Source organism: Nocardioides sp. DN36, from assembly GCF_055380375.1.
Genome location: NZ_AP043823.1, coordinates 3,204,896 through 3,225,766 on the forward strand (window position 1 = coordinate 3,204,896; position 20,871 = coordinate 3,225,766).

At 73.4% G+C, this 20,871-nt stretch carries 17 protein-coding genes; 4 read left to right on the forward strand and 13 right to left on the reverse strand.

Going from position 1 to position 20,871, the window contains the following annotated elements:
- Positions 1-93: 93 nt before the first annotated feature.
- The 7 genes from ACZ43H_RS16250 to ACZ43H_RS16280 all read right to left on the reverse strand — a co-directional run bounded on the left by ACZ43H_RS16250 (position 94) and on the right by ACZ43H_RS16280 (position 7,941).
- The gene (locus tag ACZ43H_RS16250; RefSeq protein WP_464584572.1) at positions 94-1,950 is read right to left on the reverse strand and encodes an ABC-F family ATP-binding cassette domain-containing protein; all 1,857 of its coding nucleotides are present in this window, start codon (positions 1,948-1,950) and stop codon (positions 94-96) included.
- Positions 1,943-2,884, reverse strand: coding sequence for a 4-(cytidine 5'-diphospho)-2-C-methyl-D-erythritol kinase (locus tag ACZ43H_RS16255; protein WP_464584574.1), 942 nt, complete (start codon positions 2,882-2,884; stop codon positions 1,943-1,945). The genes ACZ43H_RS16250 and ACZ43H_RS16255 overlap by 8 nt, the downstream gene beginning before the upstream one ends.
- The gene (gene rsmA / locus ACZ43H_RS16260; protein ID WP_464584576.1) at positions 2,881-3,792 is read right to left on the reverse strand and encodes a 16S rRNA (adenine(1518)-N(6)/adenine(1519)-N(6))-dimethyltransferase RsmA; all 912 of its coding nucleotides are present in this window, start codon (positions 3,790-3,792) and stop codon (positions 2,881-2,883) included. The genes ACZ43H_RS16255 and rsmA overlap by 4 nt, the downstream gene beginning before the upstream one ends.
- Before the next feature lie 54 nt (positions 3,793-3,846).
- Positions 3,847-4,992: a transglycosylase family protein gene (locus ACZ43H_RS16265; RefSeq protein WP_464584578.1), complete on the reverse strand. Its 1,146-nt coding sequence runs from the start codon at positions 4,990-4,992 to the stop codon at positions 3,847-3,849.
- 276 nt (positions 4,993-5,268) lie between these two features.
- Positions 5,269-6,171, reverse strand: a complete 903-nt coding sequence (locus ACZ43H_RS16270) for a TatD family hydrolase (RefSeq protein ID WP_464584580.1) — start codon at positions 6,169-6,171, stop codon at positions 5,269-5,271.
- A gap of 28 nt (positions 6,172-6,199) precedes the next feature.
- Positions 6,200-7,042: a 16S rRNA (cytidine(1402)-2'-O)-methyltransferase gene (rsmI, locus tag ACZ43H_RS16275; protein ID WP_464584582.1), complete on the reverse strand. Its 843-nt coding sequence runs from the start codon at positions 7,040-7,042 to the stop codon at positions 6,200-6,202.
- Between the two features lie 29 nt (positions 7,043-7,071).
- Positions 7,072-7,941 carry an endonuclease/exonuclease/phosphatase family protein gene (locus ACZ43H_RS16280; RefSeq protein WP_464584584.1) on the reverse strand — a complete coding sequence of 290 codons (870 nt, stop codon included), beginning with the start codon at positions 7,939-7,941 and terminating at the stop codon, positions 7,072-7,074.
- Between the two features lie 154 nt (positions 7,942-8,095).
- Here ACZ43H_RS16280 and ACZ43H_RS16285 point away from each other — a divergent pair, with 154 nt between their 5' ends.
- Positions 8,096-9,772 (forward strand): dolichyl-phosphate-mannose--protein mannosyltransferase, encoded by a 1,677-nt coding sequence (locus ACZ43H_RS16285; RefSeq protein WP_464584586.1) that lies wholly within the window; start codon positions 8,096-8,098, stop codon positions 9,770-9,772.
- A gap of 1 nt (position 9,773) precedes the next feature.
- Here the strand turns inward: ACZ43H_RS16285 and ACZ43H_RS16290 are convergent, their stop codons facing one another.
- A complete protein-coding gene (locus ACZ43H_RS16290) occupies positions 9,774-10,739 on the reverse strand; it encodes an SDR family NAD(P)-dependent oxidoreductase (RefSeq protein ID WP_464584588.1) in 966 nt (321 codons plus the stop codon).
- Between the two features lie 72 nt (positions 10,740-10,811).
- Between ACZ43H_RS16290 and ACZ43H_RS16295 the strand changes: the two genes are divergently transcribed.
- A complete protein-coding gene (locus tag ACZ43H_RS16295; RefSeq protein ID WP_464584590.1) occupies positions 10,812-11,216 on the forward strand; it encodes a pyridoxamine 5'-phosphate oxidase family protein in 405 nt (134 codons plus the stop codon).
- Between the two features lie 13 nt (positions 11,217-11,229).
- On the opposite strand, the gene ACZ43H_RS16300 is transcribed toward ACZ43H_RS16295, so the two are convergent.
- Complete coding sequence (locus ACZ43H_RS16300; RefSeq protein WP_464584592.1) at positions 11,230-11,955, reverse strand: ZIP family metal transporter; 726 nt, start codon at positions 11,953-11,955, stop codon at positions 11,230-11,232.
- Between the two features lie 84 nt (positions 11,956-12,039).
- On the reverse strand, positions 12,040-13,650 hold the full coding sequence (locus ACZ43H_RS16305; protein WP_464584594.1) for an MFS transporter: 1,611 nt from the start codon (positions 13,648-13,650) through the stop codon (positions 12,040-12,042).
- An 89-nt stretch (positions 13,651-13,739) separates the two neighbouring features.
- Between ACZ43H_RS16305 and ACZ43H_RS16310 the strand changes: the two genes are divergently transcribed.
- Complete coding sequence (locus ACZ43H_RS16310; RefSeq protein WP_464584596.1) at positions 13,740-14,345, forward strand: TetR/AcrR family transcriptional regulator; 606 nt, start codon at positions 13,740-13,742, stop codon at positions 14,343-14,345.
- Positions 14,346-14,453: 108 nt separating this feature from the next.
- The gene (locus ACZ43H_RS16315; protein ID WP_464584598.1) at positions 14,454-15,857 is read left to right on the forward strand and encodes a hypothetical protein; all 1,404 of its coding nucleotides are present in this window, start codon (positions 14,454-14,456) and stop codon (positions 15,855-15,857) included.
- On the opposite strand, the gene ACZ43H_RS16320 is transcribed toward ACZ43H_RS16315, so the two are convergent.
- The 3 genes from ACZ43H_RS16320 to ACZ43H_RS16330 all read right to left on the reverse strand — a co-directional run bounded on the left by ACZ43H_RS16320 (position 15,841) and on the right by ACZ43H_RS16330 (position 20,696).
- Positions 15,841-16,239, reverse strand: a complete 399-nt coding sequence (locus tag ACZ43H_RS16320) for a cupin domain-containing protein (RefSeq protein ID WP_464584600.1) — start codon at positions 16,237-16,239, stop codon at positions 15,841-15,843. The two genes, ACZ43H_RS16315 and ACZ43H_RS16320, sit on opposite strands and share 17 nt — an antisense overlap.
- The gene (locus tag ACZ43H_RS16325; protein ID WP_464584602.1) at positions 16,236-17,624 is read right to left on the reverse strand and encodes an FAD-binding oxidoreductase; all 1,389 of its coding nucleotides are present in this window, start codon (positions 17,622-17,624) and stop codon (positions 16,236-16,238) included. Before ACZ43H_RS16325 ends, ACZ43H_RS16320 begins: the two co-directional genes overlap by 4 nt.
- 105 nt (positions 17,625-17,729) lie before the next feature.
- Positions 17,730-20,696: a helix-turn-helix transcriptional regulator gene (locus tag ACZ43H_RS16330; protein ID WP_464584604.1), complete on the reverse strand. Its 2,967-nt coding sequence runs from the start codon at positions 20,694-20,696 to the stop codon at positions 17,730-17,732.
- Positions 20,697-20,871 lie beyond the last annotated feature (175 nt).

Here is a 20,871-nt window from a genome sequence, read left to right on the forward strand (position 1 = left end):
CGATCGACGGTGGTTGAGCAGCGACCGCGGCTGAGGCACGAAGCCGCGACGGAGCGTGTCGAAGCCCGGTGAGATGCTGAGGACGGTGATCGATCAATCCAGCAGCTCGGCGGCCTCCAGCCACTCCATCTCGAGCTCTTCCTTCTCGGTCGCCAGCTCGTCGAGCTGGGCGCTGAGGTCCGCCAGCTTCGCGTAGTCCTGGGCATGCTCGAGGACCTCGGCGTTCAGCGCCGCCTCCTGCTCGGCGATCCGCTCGAGCCGCTTGTCGATCCGCGCGATGTTCTTGCGCGCCGCACGCTCCTCGGCGCTGCCGGCCTTCGCCTTCGGGGTCGAGGGCGGGGCGGGAGGCGACACGTCGGGCTCCTCGTCCGACGAGCTTGCGCCGACTCGACCCGTTTCCGCGACGAGCTTGCGCCGACTCGACGAGTTCTGAGCCTGCACTTGCGCCGACTCGACGTGGAGGTCGGCGGTACGCCGCTCGAGGTACTCGTCGACCCCGCGGGGCAGCATCGAGATCTGGCCGTCGCCGAGGAGCGCCCAGACGGAGTCGGTGACCCGCTCGAGGAAGTAGCGGTCGTGCGAGACGACCACGAGGGTGCCGGGCCAGCCGTCGAGGAAGTCCTCGAGGACGTTGAGGGTCTCGATGTCGAGGTCGTTGGTCGGCTCGTCGAGGAGCAGCACGTTCGGCTCGGTGAGCAGCAGCCGGAGCAGCTGGAACCGGCGGCGCTCGCCGCCGGAGAGGTCGCCGATGCGGGCGGTCAGCCGGTCGCCGGTGAAGCCGAACCGCTCCAGCATCGAGCTCGCGGTGATCTCGCCGTCGGCCGTCTTCGTGACCCGGCGGATCGACTCGACCGTCGGCAGCACCCGGCCGTCGGGGTCCAGGTCGTCGAGCTGCTGGGTCAGGTGCTGCAGCGCCACGGTGCGGCCCTGCTTCACCTTGCCGGCCGCCGGCGGGAGCGACCCGGCGATGAGCGAGAGCACCGAGGTCTTGCCGGCGCCGTTGACGCCGACGATCCCGACCCGGTCGCCCGGGCCGAGCCGCCAGGTGGCGTGCGAGAGGAGCTTGCGGTCCCCGCGCACCAGGTCGACGTCCTCGACGTCGATCACGTCCTTGCCGAGCCGCTGGGTGGCGAACCTCTGCAGCTCCATGCGGTCGCGCGGCGGCGGCACGTCCTCGATCAGCGCGTTCGCCGCCTCGATGCGGAACTTCGGCTTCGACGTCCGCGCGGGCGCGCCCCGACGCAGCCAGGCGAGCTCCTTGCGGGCGAGGTTCTGCCGACGGGTCTCGGAGGCCGAGGCCTGGCGCTGGCGCTCGGCCTTGGCGAGCACGAACGCGGCGTACCCGCCCTCGTAGGCGTCGACGACACCGTCGTGGACCTCCCAGGTCCACTGGCAGACCGCGTCGAGGAACCACCGGTCGTGGGTGACGACCACGAGCGCGGACGGGCGCTGGACCAGGTGCTGGGCCAGCCACGCCACGGCTTCCACGTCGAGGTGGTTGGTGGGCTCGTCGAGCACGATCAGCTCGTGGTCGCCGAGCAGCAGGGCGGCCAGCGAGCAGCGCCGCCGCTCCCCGCCGGAGAGCCCGACCACGGGCCGGTCCAGCGAGACCCCGGCGAGCAGCACCTCGACGACCTCGCGGCTGCGCGCGTCGGCGGCCCACTCGTGGTCGGACAGGCCGCCGAGCACGGCCTCCCGGACGGTGTGGGTGTCGACCAGCTCGTCGCCCTGGTGGAGATAGCCGACCAGCAGGCCGCGGGTGCGCGAGACCCGACCGGTGTCGGGCTCCTCGAGGCCGGTCATCACCTCGAGGAGCGTGGTCTTGCCGTCGCCGTTGCGGCCGACGATGCCGATCCGCTCGCCGGCGCCGATGCCCAGCGAGACGTCGGTGAGCAGCGGGCGGACGCCGTAGGACTTCGAGACCCGCTCGAGGTTGAGGAGGTTAGCCATGGGTCACCACGTGGGCTCCCGCCACCGGGCCGTTGGCGACGAGGACGACGGGCTCCTGCTCGTCCGCGGTCGGCGCGCGCAGGGCCGCCGCGACGGCCCGGGCGTGGTCGCCGGACTCGCACAGGAACACGCAGGTCGGCCCGGAGCCGGACACCAGCCCGCGCAGCGCGCCCTCCGACTCGCCGCGCTCGATCCGCCGGGCCAGGTCGGGACGCAGGTCGAAGGCGGGCACCTGCAGGTCGTTGTGGAGGGTGGCGGCGAGCCGGTGCGGGTCGCCGGAGTCCAGTGCGGCGAGCAGGTCGTCGGCGGGCGGCGGGGTGGCCGGCGCGTCGGGGTGCAGCTCGTCGAAGTGCCGGTAGACCGCCGGGGTGGACATGCCCTCGGACGAGAGCGCGAGCACCCACCACCAGGTGCCGTGGTCGACCACCGGCGTGACGATCTCGCCGCGGCCGGTGCCGAGTGCGGTGCCACCGACGAGGGCGAAAGGTACGTCGCTGCCGAGCTGGGCGGCCAGCGCCAGCAGGTCGTCGTCGCGGGTGTCGAGGCCCCAGAGCCGGTCGAGGGCGACCAGCGCCGCCGCGGCGTCGGCGGAACCGCCCGCCATCCCGCCGGCGACCGGGATCGCCTTGGTGATGTGCAGGTCGCCACCGAGGTCGTTCCGGTCCCGGCCGTGGTGGACGGCCAACAGCTCGGCCGCCCGGTCGACGATGTTGTCGCCGTCCAGCGGCACCCCCGTGTGGTCGACGTGGTCCTCGACGGCGAGCCCCAGCTGCCACTGCGGGCAGGGGACGGCTCGCAGGTCGTCGTAGAGGCCGACCGCCTGGTAGACGGTGAGCAGCGGGTGCAGCCCGTCGGGCCGCACCGCTCCCACGCCGAGGTGCAGGTTGATCTTGGCGGGCGCGCGCACGACGAGCCCCGGGGCGTCCGGGATCACGCGTCGACCCCCCGCACGCCGGAGCCGGCCCAGCCCTGGGCGACGAGGCCCTCGGCGATCCGCACGAAGTCGGTGATGGTCAGGGACTCGCCGCGGGCGAGCTGGTCCACGCCGGCGTGGTCGAGCGCCGCGGCGGCCACCTCCGCGGAGCCGGCCAGGCCGCGCAGGGCTCCGCGCAGCACCTTGCGGCGCTGGGCGAAGGCCGCGTCGACGACCGCGAAGACCTGTTCGCGGGTCGCGCTGGTGGTCGGCGGCTCGCGCCGGGTCCAGGCGACCAGCCCGGAGTCGACGTTGGGCGCCGGCCAGAAGACGTTGCGGCCGATCGCACCGGCCCGGCGCACGTCGGCGAACCAGGCCGCCTTGACCGAGGGGACGCCGTACACCTTGGAGCCGGGGGTGGCGGCGAGCCGGTCGGCGACCTCTGCCTGGACCATCACCAGTCCCTTCTCGAGCGAGGGCAGCAGCGTGAGCATGTGCAGCAGCACCGGCACGGAGACGTTGTAGGGCAGGTTCGCGACCAGTGCGGTCGGCGCCGGTCCGGGTACCGACCCGATGCGCATCGCGTCGCCGAGGACGACCTCGAACCGGTCGCGCTGCTCGGGGGCGTACGTCGCGATGGTGGCGGGCAGGCGCGCGGCGAGGACCTCGTCCACCTCGATCGCCACCACCCGGCCCGCGACCTCGAGCAGGGCCAGGGTCAGGGACCCGAGACCCGGCCCGATCTCGACGACGACGTCGTCCGCGGTGATCGCCGACTCACGCACGATCCGCCGGACGGTGTTGGGATCGATGACGAAGTTCTGGCCGCGCTGCTTGGTCGGGCGCAGGTCGAGCTCGGCCGCCAGCGAACGCACCTCCGCCGGCCCGAGAAGCCTCGGACCGGCGGAGGTGGAATCAGCGCTCGTCACGGGACGAGCCTAGGTCTCGACAGGCTCGACCACCGAAAGCGGGTGACGCCGGGGTCAGGCCTGGGCGCCACAGACCGGCCAGGCGCCGTACCCACCGGACGCAGCGCGCACCTTCTCGGCGATGCTGATCTGGTACTCACGGCTGGTGAGGTCCGGACGGCTCACGCCGCCGTAGGCCTGCCACGTGCTCAGGTTGAACTGCAGGCCGCCGTAGTAGCCGTTGCCGGTGTTGGCCGCCCAGTTGCCACCGGACTCGCACTGGGCGATCCGGTCCCACGCCGAGCCACCGGAGACGTAGTTGGTCGTCGGGGCCGGCTCCTCCTTGGTGCCGACCTTGACGATCTCGTCGACCGGCTGGCGGGTCACCTGCTGCGACAGCACCTTGCGCACGGCGAGGTCGCCGTTGCGGAAGACCAGCTGGTAGGTCACGTTGCGCGTGCCCTCGGAGCCCTCGCGCACGACGGTCGAGTCGCCCTGCATCATCGAGGAGTCGTCACGCTGGACGGTGTCGAAGTCGATGCTCTCGCCCTTGACGCGCTTGGTGACCCGGCGGATGTCGGTGAAGACGATCTTGTCGCCGTCCTGGACCTCGTGGCCCTTGGCCGGGACGGTCCGGTCGGTCTTGCCGACCTTGACGCCCATCTCCTTGAGCGCGTCCCCGACGGTCAGCGCGGTGAGCTGGCGCTCGACCGGCTTCCGGTCCGCCACCTTCACCGTGAGGGTCTTCGGGGTCACGACCTCGAGCTTGAGGCCCCCGCGGTCGATGTTGCCGCCACGGCTGGTGGACAGCTCGGCGCCGGTGAAGCGCTTGCCGATCTCACCGAGGGCGTCGGCGACCTTGGTCGCGGTGACCCAGTAGGTCTGGGAGTCGCCGTCCACCTCGAGCTTGAGCGGACGGCCGAACTTGACCGAGATGCGGGTGCCGTCGGACACCGGCTCGTCGAGCCCGGGAGCGACGATGTCGTGGTCACCCACCTCGATGCCCTGGGAGTCCAGGACGTCACCGACGGTGCCGCCCATGGCAGTGACCTGCTCGGAACGGCCGTCGAGGGAGAGGGTGACCTCCTTGCTGAGCGCCGAGTAGCCGAAGGTGGTGCCGGCCACGGCGAGCACCGCGACGGTCGCGGTGGCGACCAGGGCGGTGCGGGTCTTGAGTCGAGAGGTCAGTCGGGACAGCTTGCTGTGCTCATTACTGGGCACGATTCTCCGAACGTCGTACTCCCCGGTTCTCGGGTGCCAGCGCTTCGCGGCGCGCGCCAGCCACCGGTGGGTGCTTGCACGCTTGCGGGGGTTCTAGGCGGGGCCACCGCTACGTTGCGGCGGCCACCTGCACTGGTCAGATCGATCCCGATCCCGGCCATCAGTCACAAGACGATAACGACGCTTCCGGGGGATGCAAACCCGCGGACCCCGTATTTGGGGACGACGTGACGAGCCTCTCGTCGGCAAAATCCACGGTTTCGGAGGCTCGGGGTGCTACCAGGAGCCTCCGAACGCCGCCTCGGTGTTGGCGTCCACGGCCGCGCACAGCTCCCCCAGGTCGGCACCCCGGACCTCGGCCATCGCACGCATCGTGAGCGGCACCAGGTAGGAGGCGTTGGGGCGGCCGCGGTACGGCGTCGGGGTGAGGTACGGCGCGTCGGTCTCCACCAGGATCCGGTCCTGGGGGGCCAGCGCGAGGGCATCGCGCAGGGGCTGGGCGTTCTTGAACGTGACCGTCCCCGCGAAGGACAGGAACGCACCCCGGTCCAGGCAGCGGCGCGCCACGTCCGCGTCGCCGGAGAAGCAGTGCATCACCCAGCGCTCGGGCGCGCCCTCCTCGTCGAGGACTGCGAGCACCTCCTCGTGGGCGTCGCGGTCGTGGATGACCAGGGTCTTGTCCAGCCGCTTGGCGAGGTCGATGTGGCGGCGGAACGACTCGACCTGGGCGGCGCGACCCTCCTCACCCGTGCGGAAGTGGTCGAGCCCGGTCTCCCCCACCGCACGCACCTTGTCGTGCGCCCGCGCCAGCCTCTCGATCTCGGCCAGCGCGTCCTCGAGGTCGCCGGCGGCGGCGTGTCGCGGCGCCTCGTTGGGGTGCAGGGCGACACCGGCCACGAGGGCGTCGTACGTCGCCGCGGCCTCGACCGCCCAGCGGGCGCCTTGCAGGTCGCAGCCGATCTGCACGATCCGGGGCACGCCGACCGAGGCGGCGGCCGCGAGGGCCTCCGCCGTGGTGAACCAGTCGTCGGGCCGGTCCGCGTCGGCGATGTCGAGGTGGCAGTGGTTGTCGACCACCGGGTGCGGGAGCGGCTCGGGGACGGGCGGGCGCTCGCGGTCGCGGCGCGAGCCGCTCCTCTCCTCGGTGGCGGCGCGGGACCGGGTCGGCCGGTCGGTCATGCGTGCTCCTCCTGGCAACGTGTCCGGGTCACTGCTTGTGCACGGCGTCGTAGACCTCGCGCTTGGGCAGCCCGGCCCGGCGCGCGACCTCCAGGATCGCGTCCTTGCGGCTGGTCCCGCCCGCCTCGAGGTCGGCCACGGCGGCGCGCAGGCTGTCCGGGTCGTCGGCGAGGTCCGGGCCGCCCGGCGCGCCGGAGACGACGATCGTCACCTCGCCCCGCACGCCCTCGTCGGCCCAGGTCACCAGGTCGGCCAGCGGACCGCGGCGCACCTCCTCGTGGGTCTTGGTCAGCTCCCGGCACACCGCCGCGGCGCGTTCCCCGCCCCATGCCTCGGCCATCGCGGCCAGCGCGGCATGGGTGCGGTGCGGCGCCTCGAAGAACACCATGGTCCGCTCCTCGGCCTTGAGGGCCGCGAGCCGACGCGACCGCTCGCCCGCCTTGCGGGGCAGGAACCCCTCGAAGCAGAACCGGTCCACCGGGAGCCCGGACACGGCCAGCGCGGTGAGCACGGCCGAGGGGCCGGGCACGGCGGTGACGGGCACGTCGGCCTCGACCGCGGCGGCGACCAGCCGGTAGCCGGGGTCGGAGACGCTGGGCATGCCGGCGTCGGTCACGAGCAGCACCCGCTCCCCGGCCAGCAGGGCCTCGAGCAGCGCGGGGGTGCGGGAGCTCTCGTTCCCCTCGAAGTACGACACGACCCGGCCGGTCACGGTGACGCCGAGGTCGCTGGTGAGCCGCTTGAGCCGGCGGGTGTCCTCCGCGGCGACCACGTCGGCGCTCGCCAGCTCGTCGGCCAGCCTCGGCGGCGCGTCGGCCACCCGGCCGATGGGCGTGGCGGCGAGCACGAGCGTGCCTGGAGGGGTGGTCACGCCCCGATCATCGCAGGCCCGCCACCGGATCAGCCGGGCAGCGTGTCCAGGGCGTAGGTCCCCACGACCGGGTAGTGGTCGGAGTGCTGGATGTCGTAGTCGACCTCGCAGCTGACCGCGGGCACGTCGGTCCACACCTGGTCGATGTACTGGCGCCCGTGGGTGCCGTGCTCGTCGGTGCCGCAGTCCCTCCACATGCCGACCATCGCGTGCTTGGTCAGCCTCGTGTAGGGGAAGTTCTTGCGCTGCCACCGCGCGTCGGCTTCGTAGCCCACGTTGAAGTCGCCGAGCACGATCACCTGGCCGGAGGCGGCCTCGGCCGCCACCAGCGCATCGAGGCTGCGGACCTGGTCGCGGTACTCCGTGAACATCAGCGGCCGGTCCACGCGCGGCCGACCCGCCTGCGTCGCGCCGGCGAGCAGGTGCACGTTGATCACCGTCAGCGACCGACCGCTGAGCAGGTGCCGCAGGTGCACGATCGTGGCGTAGGTGTCCTTCGTGTGGTCCCCGATCTTGGGCAGCTCGTCGCCGATGTAGCGCCCCTTGGCGAGCAGCGCCCCGCGGCCGCTGACGAAGGCGAGCTTGGAGCGGTCCCAGATGACCGGGTTCTGCAGCTGCTCGGGGGCACTGAAGGACGCCCAGCCCGTCGTGGCCTGCAGGAACCGGAGCTTGTCGCGCCCGGTGATCTCCTGCAGCCCGGCCACGTCGACGCGCGGCCGCAGCGCCTCGACGCCGGCCTCGAAGGAGTCGACGGTCTCGCCGGCCCGGATGTTGTAGCTCCCCACGCGCAGCGGGACGGGGACGGACCCCGAGGAGCCTGCGAGGGCGGGTGGAGGGGTGAGGCCGCCGACCAGCAGCACGAGGGCAGGGATCAGGGAGGTGGCAGCACGAACCAGCACGACGGTCTCCGGGCAGACGCAGGGGAGGCGTCCCGTCGATCCAGTCGCTCCAGTCCGGGACGCGGGGCCGGGGGGACCCCGCAAGAAGGATCGGGGCTTCCGCGCGCTGACTTGAGCGTTTCTCCTCATTTTGGTGCACGTAGAGTCTCCGGTCGTGACGAACCTCGCTCCTCCGGACGCCGCGGTCCGGCGCCGGGTGGGCCTGTCGAGCACCGCCGCGGGCCGACGTGTGCCACTCGCCCGCGAACGGGCGCGGGGTCGGAAGCGGCTCGAGGACCCGGTCGTGGGCTGGTCGGCCAGCATCGGGGTGGCACTGCTCGCGCTGTTCCTCCGGCTCTGGCACCTCGGCACCCCGCACGCCTTCGAGTTCGACGAGACCTACTACGCCAAGGACGCCTGGTCGCTGGCCCACTTCGGCTACGTGAAGGAGTACGTCGGCAGCGCGAACGACAAGATCCTCGACGGCACCACCACGGGTGTGTGGAAGGACAGCCCGTCGATGATCGTGCACCCCGAGGTCGGCAAGTGGCTGATCGCGCTCGGGGAGAAGGCCTTCGGCATGGACCCGTTCGGCTGGCGGATCTCCGCCGCCGTCGTGGGGTCGCTGATGGTGCTGGTCATGTGCCGGCTGGCGCGGCGCCTCACCGGGTCGACCGCGCTCGGCTGCGTCGCCGGCCTGCTGCTGACCTTCGACGGCCTGCACCTGGTGCTGTCCCGGCTGGCCCTGCTCGACATCTTCGTCGCGTTCTTCCTGCTCTGCGCCGTCGCCTGCACGGTCAACGACCGGGACTGGTACCGCGCCAGGCTGGCCCGGCTCGCCCCGGAGCAGGTGACCCACGGCTGGGGCCCGGTGCGCGGGCTGCTGTTCCGCCCGTGGCTGCTGCTCGCCGGGGTGTGCTGGGGGCTGGCCCTCGGGAGCAAGTGGGAGGCGGCGTACCCGCTGGCCGCCTTCGGCGTCCTGGTGTGGCTGTGGAGCGCGGGCGCCCGGCGTTCCTTCGGCGTGCGCTGGGCGGTGCTCAGGTCGGCCCTGGTCGACGGAGTGCCGGCCTTCGTGCACCTCGTGCTCGTGGCGTTGGTGGTCTACGTCGCCTCGTGGACGGGGTGGCTCATCCACGCCCACGAGTACGAGACCCACCTGTCGGCGACGCAGTACACCCACTACGACGGCGGCAAGGACTGGCCGACCCGCGACGAGCCGGACGCCTCGGGCCTGGGCGAGGTCTCCCAGTCGCTGCGCTCGCTCTGGCACTACCAGCGCGACGTCTACGTGTTCCACACGCACTTCCTCAACGACAGCACGCACACCTACGCCTCGAAGCCGTCGGGCTGGCTGCTCCTCAACCGGCCGGTGGGCGTCGAGGCGGACGTCGACATCAAGCCGGGCACGCAGGGCTGCGACGCCCCCGCCGGCAGCGACTGCCTGCGCCAGGTGCTGCTTCTCGGCACGCCCGTGCTGTGGTGGGGCGGGGTGCTCGCGCTGCTCTACTCCGCCGCCATGTGGATCGGCGCCAGGGACTGGCGGTTCGGGCTCGCCGTGGTCGGGACGCTGTCGACCTGGCTTCCGTGGCTGCAGTACGACGACCGGCCGATCTTCTCGTTCTACGCCATCGTGACCCTGCCGTTCTTGGTCCTGGCGCTCACCCTCACGATGGGCCGACTGATCGGCTCCTCGCCCGTACCGACTCCCCGGCGCACCGCCGGGGTCATCGTGTCCGGGTCGTTCTTCGTGCTGGTGCTGGTGAACTTCGCGTGGTTCTGGCCGATCTGGACCGACCAGCTGCTGACCCACGGCGAGTGGCTGGACCGGATCTGGTTCCAGCGCTGGATCTGAGCTAGGCGTCCTCGGCGAGGTCCAGCTCGCGGCGTACCCACTGCCACAGCGCGGCGCGCTCGTCCTCGCCGGTGCGGGTCCGGCGCAGCAGGTGGGACGGGCGCGGCCGGCGGTCGTGCCAGAGCTGGCCGCCGGTCGGGACCGGGTCGGTCGCGGAGAGCCACACGGTGGTGTCGGCGCCGCCCTCCGCGTCGCGCAGCAGGGGGCCGGTGATCTTGTGGAAGGTCGGCAGGGAGTCCACGACGCCGGGGGTGTCCGCCCAGCCGGGGTGGGTGGCGTGCACCGAGATGCCCGAGCCGCCCCAGCGCTGGTCGAGCACCGGCAGGAGCTCGACCTGGGCGCGCTTGCTGCGGGCGTAGGCCGTGGTCGGCGAGTAGTCCCCCTGCAGGTACTCCGGGTCGTCGGCGCGCAGCCGCTGCCCGTACATCCCGCCGGAGGTCACGAGCACGACGCGCGCGTCGGTCAGGCGGGGCCGCAGCAGCTCGGTCATCAGCACCGGACCGAGCACGTGCAGGGCCATCGTCAGCTCGTGGCCCTGGGCCGACTCGGTGCGCTCGGGCGGCATCGCCCCCGCGTTGTGCACCAGCACGTCGAGGTGGCCGACGTCCAGCTCGTCGGTGAAGCGGCGTACGTCGTCGAGGTCGCCCACGTCGCAGCGGGCCAGGTGCAGCTCGGCCAGGGGCAGCCGACCGGAGAGGTCGCGCAGCACCCGCGCGCCCTTGTCGGTGTCACGCACCACGAGGACCACCTCGGCACCGAGCCGGGCGAGCCCTTCGGCGGTGGCCAGGCCGAGACCCGAGGTGGCGCCGGTGACCGCGACGACCTTGCCCTTCATGGCGTCCGGCTCCGGGTCGGCGGGCCAGGTCGGGAGGTGGCGGCGGATGGCAGGGCCGATCCGGGTGTACCCGGGGGCCACGGTCCGGTCCAGGACGGTGTCGATCCCGACGGCGAGGGGGCGCGGCAGCATGCTGGCGAACGTAGCCCGCGGACACCACGCACCCAAGCACGTCGGCGTGGGCCGACCCGGCACCATGGGGGCGTGACCTCACCGACGCCCGACTGGCCCGCGTGGCCCGCCGCCCTGCTGGACTTCTGGACCGAGCGGCACCTGTGCACCCTCACCACCCTGCGCGCCGACGGCCGACCGCACGTCGTGCCGGTCGGGGTGGCCCTCGACCGTGAGCAGGGGTGCGCGTGGGTGATCACCTCGCGGGAGTCGCGCAAGGCGCGCAACCTCGCGGACTCGCCGCTGCTGGCGGCCTGCCAGGTCGACGGTCGGCGCTGGTCGACCATCGAGGGACGGGGGTCGGTGCTCTCCGACCCGGAGTCGGTGCGCCGGGCCGAGACGATGTACGCCGCCCGCTACCGGACCCCGCGGGAGAACCCGGACCGGGTGGCGATCCGGATCGAGGTCGACCGGGTGCTGTCCTCGAGCGACTTCTGAGGTCGACCCGGGCTCAGGCCATCGACAGCAGGAACGCGAGGGTGAAGCCGACCGCGGTCACCAGGCCGACCAGCGCGCCCGCGTGCTCGACGGCCTCGGGCACCATCGTGTCGGCGAGCATCGTGAGGATCGCACCGGCGGCGAACGCCTGGGTCACCGCGATCACGACGGCCGGCGCCGAGCCGAGCAGGCCGAACCCGAGGGCGGCCGCGACCGTGGACGCCAGCAGCACGGCGGTCCACAGCCCGAGCACGTAGCGCACCGAGCGGCCGTCCTTGCGCATGCCGGCCGAGGCGGACAGCGACTCCGGGATGTTGGAGAGGAAGACGGCGGCCACGACCGCCGTGCCCACGGTGCCGCCGCCGACCAGGCTGACCCCGATCGCCGCGGACTCGGGGATGCCGTCGAGCAGGGCCCCGAGGACCAGCGCCCCTGGGCCGGCGTCGGCCGGTGAGCCGTTCTGGCTCTTGCGCCGCTCCCCGCCCCGGCGGTCGATCAGCCAGTCACCACCGAAGAACACCAGCGACCCGGCCAGCAGCCCCAGGACCACCGCGTCGGCGCCGGAGCGGTCGTAGGCCTCCGCGGTGAGCTCGAAGGCGACCGCGCTGAACAGCACGCCCACGCCGAACGCCATGATCAGGCCGACGAAGCGCTTGCTGGCCGGCAGCCAGATCCCGGCGACCGCCCCCAGCAGCAGTGCGAAGCCGCCCACGAAGCCCCAGAACGCCGCTTCCCACATGCGGGCGATGCTGCCACAGCCCGAATTGAGGAGATCTTGAGGCGGAACTCAGGATCTCTTGGGGTTGGCCGCGCTACGTTTCTCTCACGAACCGCCGGTGACCCGAGACGCCGGCGGTTCGTGCATTTCCGGGGCTTCCTCGGACACCTCGACCTCCACGTCCCGCGGCGCCCGGAACCACACCACGACCGCACCCGCCAGCAGCACGCCGGCGGAGATCAGGAACGCGGTCCCGGTCGCGTCGACGAAGGACTGCTGGGCGGCCTGCACGAGCCGGTCCCCCGCCGGCCCCATCGCGGCGATCTGGTCCGCCCCGCGGGTGATGAACGCGATCGAGGACTCCGCCGCGTCCGCGGCCTGCGGAGGCAGCCCGTCCGTCGCGGGGCTGACTCCGTCGCGGTACGCCGCATTCAGCGCGCTGCCCAGGATGGCGATGCCGAGCACGCTGCCGAGCTCGCGCGACGCGTCGTTGACCGCCGAGGCCACGCCCTGACGGGACTTCGGGAGCGAGGAGACGATGGCGGTCGTGGCCGGCGTGCCCGCCAGTCCCATGCCCGCGGCGAAGACCACGAGGCCGATGGCCAGGAAGCCGTACGACGAGTCGAGGGACAGCCGGGACAGCACCAGCATGCCGGTGGCGCTCAGCACGAGCCCGAGCGCCACGACCCGGTGTGTGCCGAGGTGGGCCGCGATCGCGGGCGCCCGGCGGGCCAGCGGGATGAGCACGACCGGCAGCGGCAGCAGGCAGACGGCCGCCATGAGCGGCGAGCGGCCCTCGACGTACTGCAGGTACTGCATGATCACGAAGAAGAAGCCGAAGCTGCCGAAGAACTGCACCGTGATCGCCAGCGAGCCGGCGCTGAAGCCGCGCAGCCGGAAGAGGCGGGGGTCCAGCATCGGGTCGGGGCGACGCAGCTCCCACAGGACGAACCCCGCGAGGCCGAGCGCGCCGACGACGAAGCCGGCCACGGTGAGCGGGTCGGACCAGCCGCGCTCGGGGCCCTCGATGATCGAGAAGACCAGGGCGACGATGCCGACGAGGGAGAGCAACGCACCGACCGGGTCCAGGCGCGGTGCGTGCTCGTCACGGGAGGACGGGATGACGACCAGCGTCCCCGCCAGGGCGACCGCGGCCAGCGTCACGTTGAGCCCGAAGAACGAGCTCCACGAGAAGAGCTCGAGGAGGATGCCGGAGGCGAGCAGGCCGAGCACGGCTCCCCCGCCGGCGACGCCGACCCAGACCCCGACGGCCCGACCCCTCTCCTCGGGCGGGAACGAGCTGGTGATGACCGACAGGGTGGCCGGCATGACCGCGGCCGCGCCGACGCCCATCAGGGCCCGCAGCTCGATGAGGGTCGTGGGGTCGTCGGTGGTCATCGCCAGCCCGGCGCCGAGCCCGAAGGCCAGCAGCCCGAACAGCAGCACGCCCCGGCGACCGAACCGGTCGCCCATGGCGCCGAGCGGCAGCAGCAGCCCGACGAAGGCCAGCGTGTAGGCGTCGACGATCCAGGTCAGCTCGGTCTGGCTGGCCCCGGTGTCGACGGCGAGGTCGGGGAGCGCGACGTTCAGGCCGCTCACGGCCGACACCACCATCATCAGGCCGAGACAGACGACGACGAGGATGCTCGTGCGCCGGCGGGGGGTGAGCGCGGGCGCGGCGACCGGTCCGGCGGCCGTCGGGATCGAATGGGACATGGTGGCTCCAGGAGGGGATGAGTAGGCTTGCGCCATAATTCTGCACGCATTGAATTCAACACGTCAAGAATTAATTGGGGAGACCTGCCGTGAGCACGACACGACGAGGCCGCCGCGCCGGGGACAGCGGCACGAGGGACACCATCCGGGCGACCGCCCGCCGGATGTTCGCGACCGTGGGCTACGACCGGACCTCGATGCGCCAGGTGGCGATCGAGTCCGGGGTCGACCCCGCCCTGGTCACCCACTACTTCGGCTCCAAGGTGCGCCTCTTCGTCGAGGCCGCCGAGCTGCCGGCCGCCCCCGAGGTCGTGGTCGCGCGCCTCGTCGAGGGGCCCCGTGAGCAGGCCGGCCACCGGCTGGCGTCCTTCGTGCTCCAGACCCTGGAGTCCGAGGACGGCCGCAACCGGATGCTCTCCGTCGTCAGGGCCGCCACCTCCGAGCCCGAGGCGGGACGGCTGCTGCGCGAGCGGATCACCGCCGAGCTCTTGCAGCCGGTGGCCGAGCAGATCGGGGGCGACCGCGCGGACCTCCGGGCGTCGCTGGTGATGATGCACATCATCGGGCTCGCCATGACCCGCTACGTGATCCAGGTCGAGCCGCTGGCCGGCCTGGCGGCCGACGAGGTCGTCGCCGACCTCGCGCCCCGGCTGCAGGCCTGCCTGTCCGGCCCGCTCGCCGCCGGCCCGTCATGACCGCCGGGGGGTCGACCACGCCGGTGTGACCGCCGCGGGTGAGCGTTCACCCGGCCGTCACCGCTCGACCCCTGTCGCAGCAGGGCGCAGCGCCCTAGATTCTCCGGCATGTCTCGGGAACCACTGAAGATCGTCCTGCTCACCTGCGCGCTCGTCGCCGGGCTGAGCCCCGCCCTCCAGAGCCCGGCGACGGCGGCCACCCCGCCGTACAAGGTGCTCTTCGACAACAGCTCCGCGGAGACCGCCGGCAACGCCGACTGGATCATCTCCACCAGCCAGCCCGACCCGCTCGGGCAGAACGCCACCCCCACCGGTGAGGCCAGCTGGACCGGAGCGATCTCCGCCTGGGGCGTCGCGCTCCAGCGCACCGGTGACTACTCGCTCGCCACGCTGCCGGCGACCGGCCGGATCACCTACGGCGACACGAGCAACCCGCAGGACCTCAGCAGGTACGACGAGTTCGTGCTGCCCGAGCCCAACACCCTGTTCACGGCGGCCGAGAAGACCGCGATCATGCAGTTCGTCCAGGCCGGCGGCGGCCTGTTCATGGTCAGCGACCACGACGTCTCCGACCGCAACAACGACGGCTACGACTCGGTCGACGTGCTCAACGACCTGATGACCAACAACTCCGTCGACTCCACGGACCCCTTCGGCTTCGCGATCGACCACCTCAACATCGGCAACGAGAACCCGAACGTGGTCGGCGCGCAGGCCGTGGACGACCCGGTCATCAGCGGACCCTTCGGGACGGTGACCGGCACCATCCTCCGCAACGGCACCACGGCCACCCTGCACCCGGCCGCCAACGCCGCGGTCCGCGGCGAGCTCTACCGCTCCGGCTACTCCGCGAGCGGGACCACCGGCGCCGCCTTCGTCACCAGCACCTTCGGCTCCGGCCGGGTGGCCTTCTGGGGCGACAGCTCCCCGATCGACGACGGCACCGGCCAGTCCGGCAACACGCTCTACGACGGCTGGAACGACCCGGCCGGCACGGACGCCCCGCTCGCCCTCAACGCCACCCAGTGGCTCGTGGGTGGTTCCACCTCCGGCGGCGGCGGTGGCGGCACGGGCACGCCGGCCGAGCGGGTCGTCAACGGCAGCTTCGAGTCCGGCAACTCCTCCTGGAGCCTGGGCTCCGGCGCCTCGGTCGTGACCACCCGCGCCTACGCCGGCACCCACTCGCTGCTCGTCGGCGGCACGACCTCCTCGACCCAGTCGGCCACCCAGCAGGTGACCGTGCCGACCGGTGCCAGCTCCCAGACGCTGACGCTGCGCAGCTACGTCACGACCCAGGAGTCGGGCTCGACGGCGTACGACAAGCTCAACATCCAGGCCAACGGCACCACGCTGAAGAGCTACAGCAACGCCTCGCCCACCGGGACGTGGACCGCCACCACCGTCGACCTCTCGGCCTACGCCGGGCAGACGATCACGCTGAAGTTCCAGGCCGTCAACGACTCGACGCTGCCGACGAGCTTCTACGTCGACGTGGTCAGCGTCCTGGCCTGACGGTCACGGCAGGCCGGGCCGGCTGCCGCCCGAGTCCGATCCGCCGGTCGAACCCACCGGGTGCGTGGATGTTGAGGAAGCGCACCTCGGTCGACCCGGCGTTCAGCAGGGCGTGCAGCGTGCCCGCGGGCACGAGCGCGAACGTTCCCGGCCCGGCCTGCACGACGCGCTGGTCGTCGCCGACGGTCAGCGAGAGCGTGCCCTCGAGCACCAGGAAGGAGTCGTCCTCGGCCCCGTGCCGATGGCCCTCGACCCCCTGCCCCGGTGCGAGCACGATGACGGCGAGGTTGAAGAAGGGCGTGTCCTCCGTGCGCGCGAGGAACTCGACGTTGCCGACCCGGTGGCCCTGCCCGGGCTCGACGACGACCACCTGCCGGCTCATCGCACACCTGCCGGCACTGCCGTCGGGGCAGCGAGGCCGCCGCCGAACACGTCGTGCGGATCCACCGCGGCCTTGACCCGACGCAGCCGCTCGAGCACGTCCGGGGTCCACGCCCCGCTCGCTCCGCGGTCGCCGCCGTGGCCGGCGAAGTTCACCAGCGACGTCCCCGTCGACCACGGCTCCAGGGCCTCGACCACCCGGCCGGTCACGGCGTGGGCGGTCGCCAGCAACGGCGGTGGCGCGGGGGCGACCACCGACACCGAGAACGCGCCGTCGCGGCCCGCGACCGCGTTCGGGACCGTCGCGGGACGGCCGAGCGCCCCACCCATCAGCCGCATCTCGAGCACGGCCAGGGGCGCGTCCACGCCCGGGCCGGCCACGTCGAGCACCGTGTCGATCAGGGCGGCGGGCGTCGAGCGCAGCAGCGCACCGCGGGTGACCGCGGGCAGTGGCTGGGCGGGGTCCATGTGGATGCGGTCCACCTCGGCGAACGACATCGGGCCGACGGAGTCCAGCACCGGGGACGCGACCCTGCGCATCGGCGCGAGCAGTGCCTCCCCCCGCTCCGGGGAGCCGGTGAAGCCGAAGCGCACGGCCAGGCTGACGACGCCACGCATCGGGGGTGGCACGTGCTCGGCCGGCGGCAGCCGCAGCAGCGCGACGGAGGTGGTGACGTCCTCGGGCATCGTCGGCGCCCAGGTGGCGAAGGCGTGCAGCACCTCCTCGACGGCGGGGGCCGCGAAGATCATCGCCCCGCCGAAGAACCGCGGCACCGGGAAGAGGTCGAGCTCGAGGGCCGACACGATCCCGAACCTGCTCTGACCGCCACGGACCGCCCAGAACAGCTCGGGGTCGCTCTCGGCGGTGACGGTCCTGACCTCCCCCGCAGCGGTCACGAGCTCGACCGAGCGGACGTGGTCGGCCGCGAAGCCGTGGCGGCGGGCGAGGTGGCCCATCCCTCCGCCGAGGGTGTAGCCGACGACCCCCACGCCCGACGACGAGCCGGACAGCGGCGCCAGGCCGTGGGGCACGGCTGCGTCGATCACCGACCGCCACCGGACGCCGGCCTCGACCCGGGCGACGCGGGCGACCGGGTCGACCTGGACTCCCTGCATGCGCCTGGTGGACACCAGCACCGCTCCGTCGGCCGGCGCGCTCGCCCCATGTCCGGTGGCCTGCACCGCGACGGGGAGGCCCTCCTCGTCTGCGTACCTGACCGCCGCCGCCACGTCCTGGGCGCTGGTCGCCGCGACCACCACCGCGGGGTGGTGGGTCACGGCCGTGTTGAACCCGGCGGCCTCGCGGGCGGCGGCGGGCTCCCCGCCGTCGTGCACCGCTCCGGCCACCTCGTGCGCGAGCCGCTCGCGCGAGTACGACGTTGCCATCTCGATCCTCCTCGATGCCTCCGCACGGTGCGGATCGGCATGGCGTCGACTCTGGGTCTAAGGGGTCGCCCCGGGCATGAGGAGTTCACGCAGTTCGGACCGAGGTCAGCGTGCGGGACGGTCCGGCCCGATCACGTCCAGCAGCCCCCGCCGGTGGGCGACCGTGACCGCCTCGGTCCGGCTCGTGGCGTTCAGCTTCGCCATCACGTGGCTCAGGTGCACGCTGGCCGTCTTCTCGCTGATGAACAGGCGCTTCCCGATCTCGCGGTTGGTCAGCCCCTCCGCCACCAGCGCGAGGACCTCCCGCTCCCGCCCGGTGAGCACGGCGTCGCGATCGGTGGAGCTCCCCAACCGGGCCCGGCTCACCGTCGCCTCGACGGCGCGCTGGAGCGGACCCGCCCGCATCCGCTCCGCCGCGGCGGCCGCGGCGTCGGCGTGCGGCCTGGCGGCGGCGCGGTCCCCCGCGGCGACCCAGGCCTCGGCCAGTCGCCAGTGGCAGCGGGCCTGCTCGTAGACGTGGCCGTAGCCGAAGGCATCGAGCGCCCGCTGCCACTGCTCGACGGCCGGCTCACCACGCAACCGGGCGTGCTCGGCCACGGCCCGGGCCTGCCAGGCTCGCCCCTCGGGTCCCAGGTCCCCCGGCCGTCCGTGCCCGCCCGCCACGATCCGCTCCACCCGTTGCAGCAGCACGTCCCCCTGCCGGAGCGCGGTCGCTGCGCCGGACTCGTCGCGCCGCAAGCGGCAGTACGTCGCCTCGTCGGCGAGCGCCCCCAGCGCCAGGGCCGACAGCCAGAGGCCGCCGTACATCCCCTCGCCGGCCACGGTGTCCATGTGGCTCTGCGCCCGGTCGGCCATCGCGACCGCTGCGGCGTAGTCGCCCTGCCAGGTGAGGCGGTCGGCCTCGCAGCCGCCGGCCACCAGACCGACCTGGGGGTCGGCGTCCCAGCTCCCCTCCAGGTTGGCCACCCGGCGCTCGGCATCCGGGAGCCCCCGGGCGACGGCCGCGTAGCAACCCACCGCGGCGAGCCGCGCGGCCGCGACGTCCGGTGGCCGGCTCCCCGGCGCCTGAGCGGCCGCCAGGCTCCCGTCGAGGTCACCGGACACGTACAGCGCGATCGCCTGCAGCAGCCTCAGCTCGACGCCCGAGCCGCTCCACCGCAGGCCGCTCTCGGTCACCCGCGCCATCGCCGTCCGCAGGATCGGCAGCGACCCGGTCACGTCCCCGTTGTAGTAGTGCAAGGACGCCAGCACGTAGTGCGCACGCAGCTCCGCTGCCAGCTCGCCCTCGGCGCGCGCCAGCTGCAGGGCGGCGCCGAGCCGTGCGGCTGCGCCTGCCCGGTCCCCGTCGACCTCGTCGAGGAAGGCCTCCGTGGTGAGCGCCTCGACCTCGACCCCCGCGTCGCCCGCGGCCCGTGCCTCCTCGAGCGCGCGGCCGGCCTGCGGGCGCGCCTCGTCGGTCCGATGGGTCAGCAGCAGTGTCCGAGCCAGCCCGAGGTGGGCCAGCGCCGCGGTGCCCGCGTCGACGCCGGTGGTCTCCGCCAGCACGACCGCCTCCTCGGCGGGCCGGACCGCCTGGTCGGCGGCGTCGGCCGCCAGGAGCTGGCGGACCAGCTCGGCGCGTGCCTGCACCCGTCCCCGCTCGTCCTCGTCGGCCTCGCAGAGCCGGATCCCCCGGCGGGCCCACTCGACGGCCCGGGCCGACTCGCCGGCCAGCCCGGCAGCACGGGCTGCCCGCACCGCCACCCGACCGATCGACTCGCCCGCCAGCGAGGGGGCGTCGGCGACGTCCAGCCACGCCGCGAGCGCGCGCTCGAGGTGCTGCAGGGCCTCGTCCGGAGCCTGGACCCTCTCCGCCTCGGCGGCGGCCCGGATCGACCAGAGCAGCACCTTCGGGGTGTCCTGCGCCTGCGTGAAGTGCTGGGCCACCTCGGCTGGGCTGGCGGAGCCCGCGTCGCCTTCCTCGAGCACGCTCGCGTGCGCGGCGTGCAGCCGCGCGCGCTCGCCGGGCAGCAGGTCGTCGTGCACGGCCGCGCGCAGCAGGTCGTGCGCGAAGGAGTAGCCGGCGCCGTCCGGTGTCAGCAGTCCCTCGCCCACCGCGACGCGCAGCGCCTCGTCCATGGCGCCGTCGGCCAGGCCCGCCACCCGGCCCACGACTCGGCGCAGCCGGCGGTCGGGCACGACGTGCGTCACCACCGCGGCGGCACGCACCACGGTGCGCACGTCGTCCGACAACCCGTCCAGCCTGCCGACGAGCAGGTCCGCCAACGCCCGCGGGATCCCCTCGTCCAGCCTCCCGTCCGGTCCCAGTCCTGCTGCCAGGGTCCCGACGTAGTAGGGATTCCCGCGGGTCCGGCCGAACACGTCGTCGGCGGCGTCCGCAGGGCCGTCGACCCGCGCGAGGTACTCCGCCACCTCCGACGCCGTGAACGGCTCGAGGTCGAGCCGACGCACCGCCGGCAGCCGCCCCAGCTCGCTGAGCAACCGGCGCACCCGCGGACGGACGGCCAGCCCGTCGGTCCGGACCGTCGCCAGCACCAGCACCCGCTCCGAGACCATCCGGCTGAGCAGGAACCGGAGGAAGTCGGCCGAGGACGCGTCCACCCACTGGAGGTCCTCGACCAGCACGACGACCGGGCCGCGGACGCGCCCGACGGCGGCGAGCAGCGCGGCCGTCGCATCGAAGACCTGGAGCCGTCGGGACTCGTCGACGGCGCCGTCGCCGGCACCCTGCGGGTCCGTCAGGCCGGCCACGGCAGGGAACCGGTCGAGGACCGCGGCCACCTCGGGATCGGATCCGGCGATCCCCTGCACGGCCCGGGCGAGGTCGATCACGGCCAGGTACGGCAGGCCCGGATCGCCCAGGTCGACGCACTGCGACCGCAGCACCAGCGCCTGCGGACGCGGCGGCTCCTCCAGCAGCGCGCGGACCAGCCGGGACTTCCCGACGCCCGCCTCCCCCGCGACCAGGACCCCCGCGGGCTCGCCCTCGGCGGCGCCGGTCACGGCGGCGCGCAGGAGTGTCAGCTCGCGCTCGCGGCCGACGAGCGGCACCTCGTCCTGGGACACCACCACAACGGCATCATGGCAGCCGGTGGCCGTCGCGATCCCGCAGAACGCGGGGCCAGGCTGCCGCGAGGCACAGCGACGTCGGGCCTGCGTGGTGGACAATCCCCTCGCCCGCCCCGACCGGGGCGGGATCTGCTGCCACCCGGAGGTCCTCCGCGGTGGCCGAGAGTGAAAGGGCGGC